Origin of the sequence: Streptomyces sp. NPDC045431, from assembly GCF_040646655.1 — a bacterium.
Lineage (GTDB): Bacteria > Actinomycetota > Actinomycetes > Streptomycetales > Streptomycetaceae > Streptomyces.
In genome coordinates, this window is record NZ_JBEZAQ010000030.1 from 14846 (window position 1) to 32458 (window position 17613).

Genomic DNA, 17613 nt, shown 5'->3' on the forward strand with positions numbered 1-17613 from the left:
CTTCCCGCGCCCCCTGCGCCGGAGCTGTGCCGCCCGCCGTACCGCGCGCCCGTGCCCGCGCCGCTGGGCTGCGCCTTTCTGCCGCGTGGCCGGGGTGGCCGGGCGGCCGCCGGTTGCGCCCCCGCCGCTCCGCTGCCCGCCCGCCGTATGGCCTCCGCGCGGGCTGCGCCGCTTCGTACGGCGACCGCGTTCTGCCCGGCGGGCCGGTCCCCGCCCGCCGCTGTTCGCCGCTGGGCCGCCGCCTGGGGTGCTGCTCTCCATCCCTGCCCGGCTGCTGCCCTGCGGTCGTACCGGGGCCGCCCGCCGCCACTCCGTACGGCCGGGTATGCCGGGGACCTGTCGGTGTGCGGCACCTGCCACGCCGACGACGTCGCCTGCAAGGAAGCCGCCACCGAAGCCGCCCGGCGCCAGGCTGCCGCACCGCCGCAGCCGGAGGGCGACGGCCAGGAGCCGGGCAAGCCTCCCCCCAACGGTGGCTTGCCCAGGCCGCGCCCTCGGCGCTGGGCAACTGCTCCAGGATCGGCCACGTGACTGGGGGCGGGCGGTGGCGGAGCCCGCTGGTACCCGTCCAACCTCCAGGCTGTTCCCTCCGTTGCACGGCCGTCGACACCGCCGACTTGGGGTTTCGCGCCCCTGGGGCGGTCCGGGTGGTACCACCTGGGAGTGAATGAGGTGCCGATGATCGGGAGTCTTGCAAGTGTGCGGCGAGACTGGGTCGATACGTCGGAACTGATGGTGGAGAAGACAGTTCAGGGGGCTTTGTATGGCACGGCGCGCGTCTTGTTCCTGGTCGCGCCTGCGATACGGATTCGACAACCTCATGGCCCATGGCACGCCCGTGCTCATCGGTTGGCTCACGCTGGTGTGCCTCGTGGTCGTGGTCCCGGCGAGCGTGGTGCTCGTATGGGCGGACCGTGATGTGCCGCCGACCGTCTCCGGCCGTGTGGCGGCCGTGTGGTCCAGCGTCGGTCGCACCCTCAAGCTGGGCGGTGAGGTCGGACCGCCGGTCTATGTGGTGGCGTCCGTTCTGCTGGCACTCGTCGCGCTGCTGTTCGTGTCGGCGCTCGTCAGCTTGATCACCACGGGCCTCAGCCAGCGCCTTCTGGCGTTGCGGCTGGGCCGGTCGGTGGTTCTGGAGGAGCGGCACACGGTGCTGCTCGGCTGGTCGGATCAGGTCTTCCCCGTCGTCGCGGAGCTGGTGGCGGCCAACGCCAACCAGCGCAGATCGGCCGTCGCCGTCCTCGCCGACAAGGACAAAGTCGAGATGGACGCCGAGATCGCCGGTCATGTGGGCGACACCGGAACGACCCGGATCATCTGCCGCAGTGGTCCCACCACCGACCCGACGGCCCTGGCCCGGCTGAGCCCGGACACGGCGAAGGCCGTGTTGGTGCTGCCGCCCGGTGTGCCGGGCGGTGACTCCCACGTCGTGAAGACGCTCCTCGCCCTCGACGCGGTCGGTCAGCCGTCCGGTGATCGCGTCGTGGTCGCGGCCGTACGGGACTCCCGGCATCACTTGGCAGCCACCCTGGCAGCGGGCCGGCACGGGCACGTCCTCAGCATCGACGACATCGTCGCCCGGCTGCTCGTGCAGACTTCGCGTCAGCCCGGCCTCTCCCTCGTCTACCAAGAGCTGCTGGACTTCGCGGGAGACGAGTTCTACGTCGTACCCGCGCCCACACTCGTCGACGGCACGTTCGGCGAAGCGCTCGGAGCCTTCGCCACTTCCTCGGTGGTAGGCCTCGTCCGCGCCGATGGGAAAATGGTCCTCAATCCGCATTCCGGCATACGGGTCGGCGAGGGCGACCAACTCATCGTCATCACCGAGGACGACGACACCGCGGTTCCCGCCGACACCATCCCACCCGTCGACGAGGACGCCATCGTCGCGGTGCGGTCCCGCCCCGCTGCGGCCGAACGGTTGTTGCTCCTCGGCTGGAACCGCCGCACCCCTCTGATCATCGAACAGCTCGACCAGTACGTGCGGCCGGGCTCCACCCTCGATGTCGTAGCCCTGGGCGACGCCGCGACGCTCCAGGCGGCGCGAGCCACCGGCAGGGAGCCAAGCCGTCTGCTGGTGAGCTTCCACAGCGGCGACATCACCGAGCCGCAGACACTGGCCCAGCTCGACGTTCCGTCGTACGACAGCGTGATGGTCATCGGGGACGAGAGCCACACCGCGGAGGGAGTCCCGGAGACGGACGACCGGACGCTGGTCACGCTGCTCCACCTGCGTGCCATCGAGGAGTCCACCTCGCGCCAACTGTCCGTCGTCACGGAGATGACCGACGACCGCAACCGGCTGCTTGCGCCGGTGCGGCAGGGCGCCGACTTCATCGTCAGCGGCCGGTTGATCAGCCTGCTGATGACACAGATCTCCGAGAACCGGCACTTGGCCGATCTCTTCGACGAGCTCTTCACCGCGGACGGAAGCGAGATCCACCTCAAGCCCGCCACCGACTACGTTCGGCCGGACCGTGAAGTCGGCTTCGCCACCGTGGTCGAATCCGCGCGCCGCCGTCACGAATGCGCCATCGGCTACCGTCTGCGCGCCGAGGCCTCGACAGCCCCCGCTTACGGAGTGAGGATCAATCCCGACAAGCGGCTCAAGCTGCGGTTCTCTGCCGGAGACTGCGTGATCGTCGTGGCGGAAGGCTGAGTGGCCGGCGGAGCCGGCCGGGCGGAGTGCGACATCGACGAGGAGAGGGCTCGTTTTCGGGAGCGGGCGTACGAGGCGTCCGCCGAGCAGGGGTGCGGCCGGTGCCCTGCCGGGTGGGCTGGGGCCTCGGTCGCGGTGGCCGTCAGGGGCGGGATGCCCGGTTGCAGTGGGTGTCGTGGATTCTTCGCCGCCTACGCGGATCATGCGGCGTTCGCCTACGAACACGGCTTCCGAGGGCGCGGGCTGCTGAACGCCGCCGCCGAAGTCCCCGTCGGCGACGAGGGTCGGGCAGTGGTGCGCGCTCACAAGGAGCAGGTCGAGCACCTGATCGCCGGACATCTGGAGCAGATGCTGCCCGGCCGGCCCGACGAGGCCCTCGCGGCAGCCGAGCACCTGTCCTTCCTGCTGGAAGGCGCGATGGCCCGAGCCGGCTTGGAGGGCCACGGCGAGCGCCTCCAGCACGTCCGTGCGATGGCCGCGGCGCTGGCCGGACCGGCTGTGACCGGCCACGGCCGGGCCGTGGGAGCGGGGCCCTGTGCGTGCTGGCCGCCTCCCTGCTGTGGGGCACGACCGGCATGGCCGCCACGTTCGCCCCGGATGCGGCCCACTGGCCATCGGCGCCGTGCCATGGGCCTGGGCGGGCTCCTCCAGGCCCTCATCGCCGCCCCGTAGATCGCTCGCAGCGCCGACGGCCTGCGTGGGCAGCGCGGCACGGTCCTGCTCGGCGCCGTCTCGGTGGCGGTCTACCCCCTGGCGTTCTACAGCTCCATGCGCCTGGCCGGAGTCGCCATCGGCACCGTCGTCTCGATCGGCACCGCCCCGCTCGCCTCCGCCCTGGTCGAGCGTGCTGTGGACGGCCGCCGACTCACCCGCCGCTGGATGCTCGCGGCCGCGCTCGGCCTCCTCGGTACCGTCCTGCTCTGCGTCGCCGGAGCCGCCCACGCCACCGACGACACCGGCCGCACCTCCGCGGCCGCACGTTGCCCGGCATCGGCCTCGGGCTGATCGCCGCTGCCACCTACGCCCTGTCCGGCTGGCCATCGGGCCCGTACGACGCTGTCGTCGTCCGCCGTTCAGCCGTTCCGGCGCCTTGTCGGCTCAGAGTCCTCCCCATTGGGCTGCCGCGTCGGTGAGTCGTTCGCGCACGACGGTGAGTGCCGGGTTGGCCGCTGCGCCGCGGCGTACGGCGAGGTAGAGGGTGTTGAGCGGAGGCGCCTGCGGGCGGTGGAGCAGCACGACGCTGCCCGCGGTCAGGGCCGGTTCGGCGAGGTAGCGCGGCAGAGCGGAGATCCCCGCGCCCGCTTCGACGGCGGCCAGGACCGCGCGGAGGTCGGGGGCGACGAGGGCAACGGGGTTGGCGGGGCGCCGGCCGAATTCGCTGCGCCAGTAACGGCGCAGGATCGGCAGCTCTTGCCCGTAGGCGACGAGCGGCAGTGCGGCCAGCGCGTCGGCCGGCGCGGCCAGCAGCCGGTCGGCGTCCACGGTGCGGGCCATGGACGGCGGGCCGACGAGGAGGAACTCCTCGTCGACGAGCGGGATGGCGAGGAGCGCCTGGTGCTTGGGGCGGGTGGTTCCCGGCGTCGGATGAGCCCGCTCAGTGCTCGGTTCAGGCGGCGAGGGCCTTGAGGACGGACTCGGCGGTGGCTGTACTCGACTGCGGGTTCTGGCCTGTGATGAGGTTGCCGTCGACGACGACCGTGTTGCTCCAGGCCGCGCCCGTGCGCGGGACCGCTCCCCGGTCCCGCAGCCGGGACTCGACGAAGAACGGCGTGTTCTCGCCGAGGCCGCCCTGGCGCTCCTCCTCATCCGTGAACGATGTCAGGGCACGGCCGGCGAAGGTGAAGCGGCCGTCGGCCTTGGACGCGCTCAGCAGACTGGCGACGCCGTGGCACAGGGCGGCCACGATCTTGCCCTGCGCGTCGGCTTCGTTCAGCAGTCGGCCGAGGTCGGCGTCCTGAGCGAGGTCTGCCATCGGAGCATGCCCCCCTGGGATGTAGATCGCGTCGTAGTCGCCGGCGGTAGCACCGGACAGCGGCAGCGGGCGCGAAAGCTCATCCGCGATGCCGCCGAGGTACGCCTGGAACTCCTCCGCGTCCGCCGCGGGGACGCCGCCCTGCGCGCTGAGGCTGAGCGCGTCGACGGTGGGCTTCGCACCGCCCGGGGTGGCGATGTCCACCTCCACACCGGCGGCCCTGAGGACGCGGTGGGAGGCGGCGACCTCTTCGGCCCAGTAGCCGGTGGGGTGGGTGGAGCCGTCGGCCAGCTGCAAGGTGGTGGCGGCAGAGATGACCATCAGGATCTTCGACATGGATACGCCTGCTTGTCGGTGAGGGATGGAGGATGTCACGCGGCGAGCCGCGTGCCGCCGGATTTCGGGCGGCTATGGGTACCACCTCAGAATCCATCACCAATCATCCAGCGACCACCGAGTGCCATAAGGATTCTTATGACCCCGGTGCGGCGGGCAATGAGCGGCGGCCATCCAAGACGCACCACCGGGGCTGCCGACGACCCGTGCCCGCGGGGACCGCTACGCCGAGCAGGACCACGCTGAAGAAGCGCGCCCCGGTGCGCCACGTGGAGGCCCTCTGCGATCCGCTCGACAACGCCACCGGCCACCACGATCACATCCTGGCTCGTCCACGCCGGCGGCACGCCTCGGGGCCCTCGCGGATCTCGGCTTCCGTGGCTTGGACGACGACGTACGCGACGCTGCGTTCGGCGCAGGCTTTCATCCCGCTCGCACCCACGAGCTCGCGCCCCGGGCGGGAGGAAGCCAACCGCGTCCTCGCCGTCGGACGGGCGTCGGTGGAGCACGGCTGCGCCGACCTCAAGAGCTTGCGGGCCCTCACCGAACTCCGCACCGAGTCCGCCCGAGGACCCGCCTCCCGCGTGCCTTGTTCGTACTCCCGCATCTCGGAGTAGACCGCTGACGGACGATCTGATCCGCAGGCCGCCATCCTCGACTTGATAGGCAGGTGGACGCTCGCCTGACCTTTGGTCATGGCCGACGACCTTTTCAAAGCCTTGGCCGACCCCACTCGCCGCACCATCCTCGACGTGCTCGTGGAGAAGTCCGGGCAGACACTGGTCGAGATCTGCTCGCGACTGAGCACGAAGCACCAAGTCGGTATCTCTCGCCAGGCGGTCCCTTGGCACCCGTGCTGGAGGCAGCCGGGCTCGTCGAATGCCCGACACCTCCGGACAGAGAAGAGCACCCCATGAAGATCCCTCTGACCAGCGTCTTCGTCGACGATCAGGCCAACGCCGAGCGCTTCTACACCGAGATCCTCGGCTTTGCGAAGAAGCATGACGTCCCGCTGGGCGAGGGGGTCAGGTGGCTGACCGTCGTTTCGCCCGACGAGCCCGACGGCACCGAACTTCTCCTGGAACCCACCGGCCACCCGGCGGTCAGGCCCTACCGCGACGCGCTCGTCGAGGACGGCATCCCGCTCGCCCAGTTCGCCGTCGACGACATCAAGGCGGAGTACGAGCGCCTGCGCGGCCTTGGCGTCCGCTTCACCCAGGAGCCCCTGGACATGGGCACTGTCACCACCGCCGTCTTCGATGACACCTGCGGCAACCTGATCCAGATCGCGACGCAACCGCAGTAAGCGTCAGCCTCGTGCGACGGTGACCGCTAGTGCGGCGCCAGGCCACGTTCGCCCCGTCGACGACGGCGTGTAGGCGCCGGTCGTCTTCGTGTCACGCAGCCCGGCGTCGTCGCAGTTCACCGAGCCAGTCGCGTACCTGCTCGTCGTCATGCAGGTAGCCGCCATCCGGACCGGCGAGGAGATCGACGCCGTGCAAGCGGTCCAGCGCCCACCACGCCAGGTCCTCCCAGACGAGATCGTCGTCGGCCATCCACGACGCAGCCCACCGGTCAACCTCATCGCGGCTCAGCCGACCCTCGACAAGCGCGACGAACCGCTCCTCGATCTCGCCGATCTCCGGCTGTCTCCTCACATCCACCAGCCGACCGTACCGTCAGGGAACAAACGTCGCCTGAGGCGGCACCAGCAGCATGGGCGCGCAACCGGGGACGTCCGTGATGTTCGTGGAGGAGCAGATCGACGGGTCCAGGGGGCCTCCATGTTCTTCCTCAAGCGCGTGAGTCGCTCCGGCCCGGCGTGCGATCTCCTTCGTGAGGCATGAGACTGTCCGTTCGTGCCAGGCGTGTGTGCCCGCCACGCGCTCGGCTGGTGGGCGGCGCAGGACACTCGTCGGGAGAAGAAGACGCGCAAGCCGCTGGAGCGGCTGCTCGCGTGGTGGCCTGCCTCCGCGATCCCGCGTTCCCGGCAAGCAGATGCTCGACGGGCTGCTTCAGCGTTGCCGGGCCGCCAGGGCGGGGCGGTGATCCGGGAGAGGGCCGGCCTCCGGGTGGGCACCGCGCTCGACGCCGTCGTCGCCGCGGTCGCCCTCACCGCGCTCCGGGGCCGCGCCGACGCCAGCGCGCCGGCCGCCGGGCGGCCGCCGCCCCGTCGTCCTTTGTTTCGCCCGCCGCGAGTGCCGGGGGCCGATTCGCGCCCCTGTTCCGCGCCCGCTGAGTGGCCGCCGCTCCGCTTCGTCCCCGTGCTGAGGGTCGCGCGTCGTTCGCCGCCGCGCTCCGCGCCCTGTGCGGCCGGGGTCGCCGCTCGGCTTCGCCGCCTGCCGCTGCGTTGGAGCCGGGCTGCCGTGCCCGCCGTACGCCTCCGTTCGCCAGGGTCGCCGTGTGATCGGGCCGCTGCACGCCGCTGTCCGTCGTACCGCGCGGGCCAGGGCCGCTCCGTGCCACCGCCGCCCTCGCGCCCGCCGCTGCCGTGCGCCCGTGGCCCGTTGTACGGCGCCGCCTTCATCGCCCGTGTCGGGGGCTCGTCACCGAGCGGCCGCTTCGCCGGCTATTGGCCTTCTGCCCGGCAGCCGCCTGCCCGCGGCGTCTGGGCCGTGCCCCTCATCATCCTGCCGGTATCGGCCCGCAGACAGCCGCGTCTGGGCTGCTCCGCCGCCGTTCCGTCGCCGGGCGGCCGTCGTCGGGCTGGCCGTCGTCGGCTTGTCGCCGGGTCGCCGTCCCGACAGCCGCCGTGCGGCGAACAGAGACTCCTGCCCACCACCGCCGTGCCGGTCGTGCCTGTCAGCCCAGTGAGTGTTCCCCAGTGCCGATCCCGGTGGGCAGCCGGAGGATCTCAGGGTGCCCGAACGCCTGGGAGACTCCGCCTTGGGCCGGTGAGCGGCAGTACCACGTCCGGGCCCGCCGCAGACCGAGTCATCCACCGCGAGACCATGAACGCGGCATGGCGAAAAGTCCGGAAAGTGCGTTGCGCGCCTTGCTCGTCCCGCCCGAGAATGCTTCGGTCGCCACGGAGGCGGCGACCAGGAGCGACACCGCACCGAAGGTGTCCCACTCCGTGACGGGGGTCTGTGGTGCTGCGCATTCATTTCACCGCGGAGGATCTCGCCCGTACTCGGGTGGCCGCTACCATCGGCGCCGCCGCAGAGACGTATTACAGCCTGGAGATGCTGAGCCGGCGTTCCCTCCCGCTGCCCTTCCAACGGTGGCGGGCCACCGTGGTCAAGCGGCTGGGCGAGGAAGCCCGGCCATTGGTCACACTGCTGCCGGCCCGAGGCCCGGGCCTGGACCTGCTGGCACTGGCCGGCGACTCACCCGACATCGACCACGCCGTGGACGTTCTCCTGCGGGCACCGCGCACCCAGGTACGCCGCGAGCTGGAACCCGTCACCGTCGACCCCGTTCACCTTTCCTGGGCACGGGCCGTCGCCGACGGGGACGCCGATGCCCGGCGGCTGCTGGCGGCCGGTCTGCTGTCCTGTCACCGGGTGGCCGTCGCACCGTACTGGGCGGCTTCCCGGTCACGGCTGGACGCTGTACGCGCGCAGTACGCCCGCACGTTCCTGGAAGGGGGAGTCGACGCCCTGCTGGCCTCCCTGAGCCCTCCGCTGATGCGCTGGCGCCCGCCCGTGCTGGAAGTACGCTACCCCCGCCCGGTCGAGGTCCACCTGGGCGGCAGAGGGCTGATCCTGGTACCGACCCTGTTCTCCTGGCGCCAGTCCAGCCTGCTGTACGACCCGTACGACGACGCGTCGGTGCCGCGGCTGACCGTACCCGCGGTGACCGATCCGGCCACCGGCGCTGCGCTGTGGCGTCCCGGAAACCTTGCGGCCGACGACGCTCTGGGCGCCCTGCTCGGACGTACCCGGGCCGCCGCGCTGCGCGCGGCCGCCGAAGGCTGCAGCACCACCGAACTGGCCGCGCGACTCGGCGTCTCCCTGCCGGCCGCCAGCCAGCACACCAAGGCGTTGCGCGACGCACGCCTGATCACCACCAACCGGCGCGGCGGTTCCGTACTGCACATGGCCACCCCACTGGGCCGGGAACTGCTGGACGGGAACCGGTAGCGCTGCCCGGCCTGTCAGCCCGGCACCTTAAGCCATTGCTTAAGGGCATGGCCGCACCGCGCGGCAGCCCGGAACATTCATGGCGTTCCGGTGTGTCCGGGGATGCCCGGCGCCGGACTACCGGAGGTACACCGTCTTCGACAAGGGGAGTACGCGCATGACCTCTTCACCGACGTCATCCCGGTCACCGGGTACGAAAACCCGCCCCCGCCGCGCACTGGAACGCGCGGCGATCCTGCTGGGCGCCGCAGGAGTGGCCTTCACCACGACGCAGGCACCCGCGTCGGCGAGCCCCGCGCAGTGCGCCGACAACCGGCTGTGTGCGTGGTCCGACGACAACTACCTCGGCATCTTCACCGCGTACACGGCTTCAGCACCGGCACTCGGCGGCGACAACGACAGGTTCAACTCGCTGTGGAACCGCAACAGCGTGTCCTGGTACGTATACGTGGACGCCTACAACGGGGGAGCGAAGTACTGCGTGCGCCCGGGGTACTCGGTGTCGAAGCTCAATGACTGGTTCGACCTGGACGACAAGATCTCCGCTGTGCAGAAGCTGGGCTCTTCTTCCTGCGGTACCGCCACACCGATCGGTTCGTACAAGGGCTCCTAGAGGAGCGGCTGCCAGGCGCGGGGGCACGCCCGGCAGCCCACGGCGCTGGTTCCGAGTCCGCACGCGTCACCACCCACGTGTGCGGACTCGGGCCGCGCCCGGGGCGTGAGCTCCGGGCAACGCGACGGCCGCTGCCATGACAGCCCAGGGGCCTTCCGCGCACTGGTGTGTCCGGCCGGTTTACGGGCGCCCCGGGCCTTTCTGCCGCACGCGCATGATCGTGAAGTCGACCGCGACGGCCCAGTCCATGACCACCGGTCCAACGATCGTTGGAAACGCCCTGGGCCGTCAGGCCGATGTGTTCCGCTCGTGCGGCCGGCTGAGCGGCACCGCTCCTCACGCGGCGAACAGGGACGCCACACGAACAATCTTCAGCACCCGGGTCACCTGCGGGGAGGCGGCCCGAAGGATCAGACGCCGCCCGGTACGGGCGCCGCGCCGATGAGCAGCGAGCAACGCGCCGACGCCGGAGCAGTCGAAGAACGTGACGCCCGTCATGCCGAGGTACAGGTCGCCGGAGGACACACGCAGCGTACGCACCAGGTGGTCGCGTACATGACCGGCAGTGGTGATATCGATCCGGCCCGGCACGGAGACACAGGCCACGGCGTGTTCGGGGAGGGACAGGCCGAGAGCGATCAGGGGATCGTGACGAGGGGTGGCAGGGGCGGTCACGCTGTTCCTTGAGGAAAGAGGCCGATCGAGGATGCGCGGCACGCACCGGGAACCATCGTGCGGTCCGGTGGAACCACGGGCATCCGGCCGGGGTAGTCATCCCCGTGCATCCCCCGGCGTACGTCGCCGCCTTCCGTACTGCCCAGGTCGGCCGGGCTGCTTCCGTGTCCGTACGCGCTCCCGAGGTAGGACGAAGGCCCGGAGCGCGGGGGAGGGCAAGTCCTCGGCTCGGCCCCTTGCGAGCGCTGTGTGCTCTGGCCGCGATGGCTGGTCGGACGGGCTGCGCCTATGGTCGGGGCCATGAGCCGGTGCGTGCGCCTGCCCGTACCGAGGTCGGGTCGCCGTACCCGCCGCCTCCGCCGACGAGGTCGACCAGGTCCTGCCCACAGGCCCCGTGTCCGGCCATGCCGGCCGCCCGTCCGGCCCTCCGCCGCTCCGTGCCGAATGCAGCTCTGTCGTCCCGTGCCGGGGTTTAATACCCGACGCTCGTCTCAGGCTCCTTCTCGACCGACGTGCTGTGGAATGATCGGCAGATGTTGGGGACCAGCAGTGAGGATGGGTGGGCACTTCGGCGTGAAGCCGAGCGAGTCGTCAATGAGGTCGCCCAGGAGCTCCGCACGTTGGATGAGGGAACATTCTGGTTCTCCGCCCTTTCCCCGGCAGGGCGGCGGGCTGTACTGCAGGAAGTCGCCGGCTACGCGATGCAGGCCCACATCACGGCGGCAGACGGGCGTGAGGGAGTTTCCCGGTCCGGCGTGAAGCCCACGGCCAACCCCGCGGTGATGATGTGCATGGACCCGCCTCGCTACGGGTTCGCAGCCCTCCCGGCCGACGAACATGTCAAAGCGTTCCGTGTCCTCGTCTCGGTGTTCTCCGTCGCCGACACCCGCCGCAGGCAGACGTACTGCAAAGGCACGTGCGGACACTCATGGCACCACCTGTCTCCTCGGTGAAGTGCCGTGGCGGAGCGCGCTGGCCCGGAGGGTGCGATCCTCGCAGCCGACGAGCTCCGCCGATGGGGAAACCAGCAAGGACGGTCACGAGCTGCTCACCGCCGTACGAGCGGCGCCGGCCCGGCTAGCGCGCGGTGCCAGGACGACGTACGTCGGCGTACACCCGCGCCCTCACGCCGGGCTCACCTGGCGTACGCCACACCGGGGTGATGCCGGAGGTCGCTCACGTGTGCTGGAGGCCCTCCATCACCGCGCGGACGGTGTCCTCGTCCGTGGCGGCGACATCCAGGACCACGAGCCCGGGCTCGACGATGCGCTGCTCATCGATCTCCATACCGCTACCGCCGGTCCCGCCTGGTCAGCCGGTTCGCCGATCGCGGGAAGGCAACCCGTTTGAGGGAATCGACGCGCCGGTCGCACAGGCTGTGGCCCGGCCGTAGACAGGAAGGGGCGGTCGCGCTGCGCTGACAGGACCGGGCGGTGCTGCTCCCCTCATGGTCGGGGAGCCGTGCTTTCCCCCGCGCGGCACGGCTCCCTACCGAGAGGTCCCGGTGTGTTGCGCCCTCCCATGAAGCCGATGCTTGCCCAGCCCCCGGGAAGCTGTCTGGGGCCGTGTTGGGCAGCTCGTCGTCCTCATGGCGTCGGCGGGTGGTGGAGCTGTTGCCACACGTGGTGGTGGCTGGGTGCCCAGCCCGCGGTGATCGGTGTGGGCGGGGTGTGTTTCACAGCCGTTCCTTCGCCACGTCGTCTTCGTCCGGTCCGTGCCGGTCGTGCGACTTGCGGCGGGCCTGGAGCTGTCGCAGGTGGTCCAGGCGGGAGATGACGGGTGTGGCGGTCATGCCGTGCAGGGCGACGGAGACCAGGACGGTGAAGGTGACCAGGGCCCACAGCTCTTCGGCCGGTACCTGGAAGCCCTCGGTTCCGAGCGCGTACGCGAGGTAGAACAGCGAGCCGATGCCGCGGATGCCGAAGAACGCGGTGACGGCGCGTTCGCGAGGGCCGGGCGCCGTGCCCAGCTGGGCCAGCCAGCCGGTGAGGGGGCGCACGGCGAGCAGCAGCAGAAGACAGACCACTGCCCCTTGCCAGGTCAGTGGCGCCAGCGCGCCCTGGGCGATGAACGCGCCGAGGAGGAAGAGCAGCGCGGCGGTGAGCAGTCGCTCGATCTGCTCGACGAAGTCGTGCAGCACTGTGTGGTAGCCGTGTGCGCGCTCGGCGGCGCGGATGCGACAGGCGGTGACGAAGACCGCGAGAAACCCGTAGCCGTGGGCAAGCTCGGTGAGCCCGTAGGCGAAGAAGGTGGCGCCCAGGGCGACGAAGCCCTCCCGGTGCTCGGACAGGCGCACCGCCGATTGGGAGGCGCGGAAGAAGAGCCAGCCAAGAAGTCTGCCGACGGCGAGGCCGGCGAGCACGCCGACCACGCACCGGTAACCCACGTCGACGAGGAGCCAATGACCGATCCGGCCGCCCGGCGCGCTGCTTCCCGCGCCGGCCAGGGCGATCGCCGCCATGACCACGGGGAAGGCGAGGCCATCGTTGAGGCCGGCTTCACTGGTGAGCGCGAAGCGCACCTCGTCCTCGTCGTGCTCGGATTCGGTGGGCGCACCGACTCGCACCTCGGAGGCGAGTACGGGGTCGGTGGGAGCGAGTACGGCGGCCAGCAGCAGTGCTGCGGCCACCGGCCAGTCCAGCAGCCACCACGCGAGCACGGCCGTCGCCGCGATCGTCAACGGCATGGTCACGCCCAGCAGTCGTCCGCAGGTACGCCACCTGCCGTGGCCGAAGGGACGGTTCAGGGCCAGGCCGGCGCCCATGAGCGAGACGATGACGCATACCTCCGTCAGGTGCTCGACCCACAGCCGGTCCCGGACCGGATCGATCTGAGGCAGAGGCACGGGCAGGAGCTGGAACGCCAACCCGCACAGCAGGAACACCAGCGGCATGGACACAGGGCGCCCGGCGACCAGGCGCGGAACCACCGCCGCCGTGAGCGCGCCGGTCCCGAACAGGGCGAAGAGGAAGTCAGCCGAGATCATCGCTGACGAATACCCCGTCGACAAGGAGCGGCACGCCGGTGCTGTTCTCTGAACACAGACCGCCCCGATCGCGGAGCCGCCGTGCCGCCGCAGTCGGTGCCAGGCCTGCGGCGGTGGGGTTCCTCCGGGGTGCCGGGGATGTGCGGTTGCCCCAGAAATCGAACATGCGATCTAATCAAGGGGTGGACACGCACGACTTCCCTCTCGACCTGCTCCGGGCCCAGACCTCCTGGTACACCGCCTACCGGCGCCTCGCGGACCCCGCGTCGGCGATCAGTCCGACCGCCGGGCGCCGTGAGCTGCTGGAGCTGTCCACCCGGATCGCCGCTCACCCCTTCTGGTCCAGCCCGGCCGGAACGCCCGCCGCGCGGATGCAGCTGAAGGAGCTCGCCCAGCGCGAGGCCCGACAGTGAACCCGCTCCCCGCCCCGCGACCGGGACGGCACGGAGCAGCTACTCCGGACCTGCCACCGGACCTACCCCGCCTCCTCGTCATCGAGAACCGGCTCGAGCTCCACCTCGTCCGCGTCCGCCAGGCCATCGCCGTACGCCGCCGTGAACAAGCCGCCGCACCGCACCCCACGTCCCCGCCGAACCGACGGCCGCCTACCGGCTGGAGCACCGCCGCGACCAGGCCCGTACCCGGTCCGGGTCCACCTGGCCGACTGCCACATGGCAGGCCGCCCCACGCCCCTTACGGAGCAGGAGCCCGCCGCGCGCTGATGAAGCCAGGGATCGAGGAATGGCCGTACTGCCGGCCCGGCACGGAGCTCGGCATCCTCGACTGAGCCGCGCCCGCCGCCCGTTGTACCGCGTGCCCGGGGGCCGTTCGCCGCTCCGCCGTCCAGCCGGGCCGCTGCGCGCCCCCGCTGTCCTTGCGTCCGCCCGCCCGTGTTGCTGCTGAGCTGGGGCCCGGCCCCTTCGCGCTGCTGCCTCTCCGCCGTCCCGCTCCTGCCGAACGGCCGCAGCCGTCGCTCGCCGCTCGCCTGCGCGTGCTACTGCCGCCGGTCCGCCCGCCGCCCGTCGTACGGCCGTGGGCGGGGGCGCCGTGGCGACGGGCAGGGCGTAGAACCGGACCAGGGCACGGGACTTGGCCGAAGGACGACGGTTGCCGCCCCGGGGCATGACCGGTACGGGCCGTCCTTCCCGATCCCCGTGGCGGGAGGACGGCCCCGGCCCTTTCCGGTGGCCGCCCGATCAGTACAGCTTCTCGACGGCCGTGCGCGTGGTCTTCTTGAAGGCGGCCACGGGCGCATTCCCGAAGTCGCCCATCTGTCCCCACTGCACGACGGTGACGGTCCTGCCGTCCCGCCCGACCGACAGCAGGGCGACGTCGGTGGCCCCCAGGACGTCTCGGTGTGCAGGCCGCGGACGCGGGCGCCCTCCTCGATGCGGTCGGCGCAGGTGCGGATCAGGTCGTCGTAGTGCTTCGCCACGGCCTCGGCCTGGGCGGCCGCGGGCGGTACGCCACGAGGGCGCCCTCGACGAGGGCGACCTGCTCGACCGGCGGACCCGGATCGGTGTGGTGCCGCACGACCGGGCGGCGGCGCTGGGCGCGGCCCGTGAGGCGCTGCGCCAGGAGGAGGGCGGCCGGCTGGCTCCGCACGCCCCGTAGGACGGCGGGCGCCGGTCGCGGCGCCGGCGGGTCGCAAGCCGGTCGGTCGCGGCGCGGGCCGTTGCCGCGCCGGTTCGTTGTCGTGCGGGTCAGCGCTGTGCGCCGCTCAGTTGCTGCGCCGGGCGAGGCTGTAGAAGAGGATCAGCACGGCCACGGCCATCACCGTCACGTGCAGCCAGGCGGGTGCGGCCGAAGCGTCTTGGGAAGCGGTCACGAGGTGATTCATCAGTGCCTTCGATTCATGTCGTCGTTCGTTTGATGGTGTTGTCGTGTCACGCTCCGCGCGTACCCCGCGCGGCGGGGCTGACGCGTCGGCAGGGGCCGCTTCACGCCGCCGGGGCACCGTTCCGAGATGATTGTCGGTGCGACCGCCTAGGCTTCACGACGAATGGCTCGTACGGGCCGCTTCGGGGGAGGGCGGGGCATGTGGTTCGAGCAGGTCTTCACGTACACGTGGCCGCACACGACCGGGTGGCCGCACCGGCCGGCGGAGCAGGGGTCGGCGGTGCTGTCGGTCGCGTACGAGCCGCCGGAGGGGGACGGGCACCGGCGCTGGCTGCTCCTCGCCGGGCTGCCCGTCTTCAGTGAACTGCTGGCCTTCGACGACGCGGCGCACGCGCGGGAGTTCGCCCGCGCGGTGCTGGATCTGCCGACGGCACCCGTCCGCTACGAGCGCGAGCTCCACCTGAGCGAGAGCAGCACGCGCACGCTGGTCTCGGGGCCGGCCGAGGAGGAGCGCTTCGCGACGCTGAGCGTCGGGCGCGATCCCGACGACGGGATGCGCGCCTACTTCGCCTACCAGTCGTACGTCGACTTCCCCGGAACCCCGCACATGACGGCCCTCGGCCTGGAGGTCATCTGCGACGACGTCGACGTGGAGCGGGTGCACACCGAGGCCCGGGCCCTGCTGGCGGCGCTGGACGAGGACGGCTGATCGGCCCGGCCGGCCCCGTCACTCGCGGGCGCTCTCGGCCCGCGCCAGGGCGAACACGCGGACCACCACGAGGCCGACACCGAGCACCTCCGGCACCAGCCACCAGTGGCCGCGCAGGTGCTCCTCGTAGAGCAGCACGCCCAGCGCCAGGCTGACGGTCGCGTCGCCGAGGGTGAGGGCCGGCTGCGACGCCACCAGCGGCCCACCCTGAAGAGCGTGTTCCAGCAGCAGCAGTGCGCAGATCCCGCACACGGCGAAGGCGTAGGTGTGCCAGGTGGTGAAGAAGGCGGTGACCCCCTCGTCGTCGAGGATGTGCATGGACGTCTTCATCAGGGAGGCCGTCAGCGCGTAGCAGACCGCGGTGGCCGCACCGAGGCATCCGGCGCGGGCCATGCCCGGGGGTCTGCGCAGCGCGGTGGCCGTCAGCAGGAGGACGACAGCGGCGCACACCGCCAGGGTGATCACCCACCGGTCCAGGGGCACGTGGGTGCGGTTGCCCTCGGGCGAGGCGGCGAGCATGGCGACGACGAGCCCTGTGACCACGGCGGCCACGGCCGCCCACTGGCGCGGCGGCAGCCGCTGACGGTCCGCCAGGGACCCGAACAGCAAGGCGAGCGGCAGCTCCAGGATGAACAGCGGCTGTACGAGGGCGAGTGGGCCGGTCGCCAGGGCGGCGGCCTGGCCCACGCCGGCGACGATCACGGCCAGGATGCCGGCCAGCCAGAGGGGCTTGCGGAGCAGTTCGATCAGCATGCCCGGGCGGAAGCCTTGCGTCTGGGGGACGGTCAGCGTGGCACGGCGCTGCAGGACGGTGGCGACCGCGTTGGCGGTCGCCGCGCACAGCGCGAAGAGGGTGGGGAGGACGACGCCCATCCGCCGATCCTCGCCGCGCAAACGGTGCGGACGGCGACTACACGGCAGTATCCCAGTATCCGGCCGGTCGGGGGCTATCGTTACGGCCCGCCGAACGCGGCGAGCGGGGGCGCCCGGCGGGGCGCGGTCTGCCCCTTGAAGGTCCCGGCGGCGCGGCTCCAGCGGGCGGGTCCGGCGATGCGGACCCGCCCCGGCGGCCCGGCAGGCCGGTTCCTGGCGATGGGGCCCGGCAGGGCGGCGCCCGACCTAGGCCGGCTCTCGGCGATGAGCCCTGCGGAGCAGCGCCCGACCGAGGCCGGTCCCAGGCCATGGGTCCACGGCGGGGTCCGGCGGCCGGCCCCGGCGGAGCAGCGCCCGACCGAGGCCGGTCCCAGGCCATGGGCCCACGGCGGGGTCCAGCGGCCGGGACCCGTGAAGGACCCGCGGGGCGCGGTCCGGTGGTCAGGCGTCCTTGAGCTCGTCGACCACGTGGCGGACCACGTCCACCGAGGAGTGCAGTGCCTCACGGGAGGCGGCGCGGGCCACGCGCATGCGCTTGGCCCCGTAGTGGACCAGGACGGAGGCGCCCGACGCGTAGACGACGGTGAGCGCGCCCGTGACCTTCTCGGGCGCCCAGACCCGTTCCAGTCCGCGCACCAGCGTCGAGTGGGCCGACAGCAGGGCCAGCAGCCCAAACGCCCCGCCGGCCGCCAGCGCCACGACGCCGTGGCGCGCCTCCGACAGGCCGAGTGCCGCCTCGTCCCGCGCGGTGTCGATGTCCTCGCGGACCGTGGTGTCCTCCCGGATCATGGTGTGAACGTCCTCGGTCGACTGCCTCATGACGCGCTGGTACCCGGTGCGGGCCCGGGCACACCGCCGTTCGCGCC

General features: G+C 71.8%; 15 protein-coding genes and 5 pseudogenes. 11 read left to right on the forward strand and 9 right to left on the reverse strand.

Annotated features, from left to right (window positions below):
• Positions 1 to 820: 820 nt before the first annotated feature.
• From AB0A69_RS32510 to AB0A69_RS32520, 3 genes and pseudogenes are all read left to right on the forward strand, one after another.
• Positions 821 to 2659, forward strand: a complete 1839-nt coding sequence (locus tag AB0A69_RS32510; protein WP_361429493.1) for an NAD-binding lipoprotein — start codon at positions 821 to 823, stop codon at positions 2657 to 2659.
• A gap of 183 nt (positions 2660 to 2842) precedes the next feature.
• A pseudogene (locus AB0A69_RS32515) lies at positions 2843 to 3145 on the forward strand (TetR/AcrR family transcriptional regulator); the annotation flags it as partial.
• Between the two features lie 249 nt (positions 3146 to 3394).
• Positions 3395 to 3664 carry a hypothetical protein gene (locus AB0A69_RS32520; protein ID WP_361429495.1) on the forward strand — a complete coding sequence of 90 codons (270 nt, stop codon included), beginning with the start codon at positions 3395 to 3397 and terminating at the stop codon, positions 3662 to 3664.
• 93 nt (positions 3665 to 3757) lie between these two features.
• Here AB0A69_RS32520 and AB0A69_RS32525 read toward each other — a convergent pair.
• Positions 3758 to 4216: pseudogene (locus AB0A69_RS32525) on the reverse strand (LysR substrate-binding domain-containing protein); the annotation flags it as partial.
• A gap of 49 nt (positions 4217 to 4265) precedes the next feature.
• Positions 4266 to 4967, reverse strand: a complete 702-nt coding sequence (locus AB0A69_RS32530; RefSeq protein WP_361429497.1) for a type 1 glutamine amidotransferase domain-containing protein — start codon at positions 4965 to 4967, stop codon at positions 4266 to 4268.
• Between the two features lie 206 nt (positions 4968 to 5173).
• Here AB0A69_RS32530 and AB0A69_RS32535 point away from each other — a divergent pair, with 206 nt between their 5' ends.
• From AB0A69_RS32535 to AB0A69_RS32545, 3 genes and pseudogenes are all read left to right on the forward strand, one after another.
• Positions 5174 to 5584, forward strand: coding sequence for a hypothetical protein (locus tag AB0A69_RS32535; protein WP_361429499.1), 411 nt, complete (start codon positions 5174 to 5176; stop codon positions 5582 to 5584).
• Positions 5585 to 5662: 78 nt separating this feature from the next.
• Positions 5663 to 5847: pseudogene (locus AB0A69_RS32540) on the forward strand (helix-turn-helix domain-containing protein); the annotation flags it as partial.
• 33 nt (positions 5848 to 5880) lie between these two features.
• On the forward strand, positions 5881 to 6273 hold the full coding sequence (locus AB0A69_RS32545) for a VOC family protein (RefSeq protein ID WP_361429564.1): 393 nt from the start codon (positions 5881 to 5883) through the stop codon (positions 6271 to 6273).
• A 91-nt stretch (positions 6274 to 6364) separates the two neighbouring features.
• Here the strand turns inward: AB0A69_RS32545 and AB0A69_RS32550 are convergent, their stop codons facing one another.
• Positions 6365 to 6631: a hypothetical protein gene (locus AB0A69_RS32550; RefSeq protein WP_361429501.1), complete on the reverse strand. Its 267-nt coding sequence runs from the start codon at positions 6629 to 6631 to the stop codon at positions 6365 to 6367.
• Between the two features lie 1473 nt (positions 6632 to 8104).
• Between AB0A69_RS32550 and AB0A69_RS32555 the strand changes: the two genes are divergently transcribed.
• Positions 8105 to 9052: a helix-turn-helix domain-containing protein gene (locus tag AB0A69_RS32555; RefSeq protein ID WP_361429503.1), complete on the forward strand. Its 948-nt coding sequence runs from the start codon at positions 8105 to 8107 to the stop codon at positions 9050 to 9052.
• Positions 9053 to 9209: 157 nt separating this feature from the next.
• Complete coding sequence (locus tag AB0A69_RS32560; RefSeq protein WP_361429505.1) at positions 9210 to 9665, forward strand: peptidase inhibitor family I36 protein; 456 nt, start codon at positions 9210 to 9212, stop codon at positions 9663 to 9665.
• Between the two features lie 336 nt (positions 9666 to 10001).
• Here the strand turns inward: AB0A69_RS32560 and AB0A69_RS32565 are convergent, their stop codons facing one another.
• Complete coding sequence (locus AB0A69_RS32565) at positions 10002 to 10340, reverse strand: STAS domain-containing protein (protein WP_361429507.1); 339 nt, start codon at positions 10338 to 10340, stop codon at positions 10002 to 10004.
• 533 nt (positions 10341 to 10873) lie between these two features.
• On the opposite strand from AB0A69_RS32565, the gene AB0A69_RS32570 reads away from it, so the two are divergent.
• A complete protein-coding gene (locus tag AB0A69_RS32570) occupies positions 10874 to 11293 on the forward strand; it encodes a DUF5958 family protein (protein ID WP_361429509.1) in 420 nt (139 codons plus the stop codon).
• Between the two features lie 124 nt (positions 11294 to 11417).
• Here the strand turns inward: AB0A69_RS32570 and AB0A69_RS32575 are convergent.
• Together AB0A69_RS32575 and AB0A69_RS32580 are read right to left on the reverse strand one after the other, a co-directional pair.
• Positions 11418 to 11627, reverse strand: a pseudogene (locus AB0A69_RS32575) (DUF6207 family protein).
• Between the two features lie 388 nt (positions 11628 to 12015).
• Positions 12016 to 13326 (reverse strand): cation:proton antiporter, encoded by a 1311-nt coding sequence (locus AB0A69_RS32580; protein ID WP_361429511.1) that lies wholly within the window; start codon positions 13324 to 13326, stop codon positions 12016 to 12018.
• Between the two features lie 182 nt (positions 13327 to 13508).
• Between AB0A69_RS32580 and AB0A69_RS32585 the strand changes: the two genes are divergently transcribed.
• Positions 13509 to 13739 (forward strand): hypothetical protein, encoded by a 231-nt coding sequence (locus AB0A69_RS32585; RefSeq protein ID WP_361429513.1) that lies wholly within the window; start codon positions 13509 to 13511, stop codon positions 13737 to 13739.
• A 783-nt stretch (positions 13740 to 14522) separates the two neighbouring features.
• Here the strand turns inward: AB0A69_RS32585 and AB0A69_RS32590 are convergent.
• Positions 14523 to 14779, reverse strand: a pseudogene (locus AB0A69_RS32590) (hypothetical protein); the annotation flags it as partial.
• A 585-nt stretch (positions 14780 to 15364) separates the two neighbouring features.
• Here AB0A69_RS32590 and AB0A69_RS32595 point away from each other — a divergent pair.
• Positions 15365 to 15874 carry a hypothetical protein gene (locus tag AB0A69_RS32595; protein ID WP_361429515.1) on the forward strand — a complete coding sequence of 170 codons (510 nt, stop codon included), beginning with the start codon at positions 15365 to 15367 and terminating at the stop codon, positions 15872 to 15874.
• 18 nt (positions 15875 to 15892) lie between these two features.
• Here the strand turns inward: AB0A69_RS32595 and AB0A69_RS32600 are convergent, their stop codons facing one another.
• Positions 15893 to 16747: a DMT family transporter gene (locus tag AB0A69_RS32600; protein ID WP_361429517.1), complete on the reverse strand. Its 855-nt coding sequence runs from the start codon at positions 16745 to 16747 to the stop codon at positions 15893 to 15895.
• Between the two features lie 441 nt (positions 16748 to 17188).
• Positions 17189 to 17566: a phage holin family protein gene (locus AB0A69_RS32605; protein ID WP_361429519.1), complete on the reverse strand. Its 378-nt coding sequence runs from the start codon at positions 17564 to 17566 to the stop codon at positions 17189 to 17191.
• Positions 17567 to 17613: the final 47 nt, after the last annotated feature.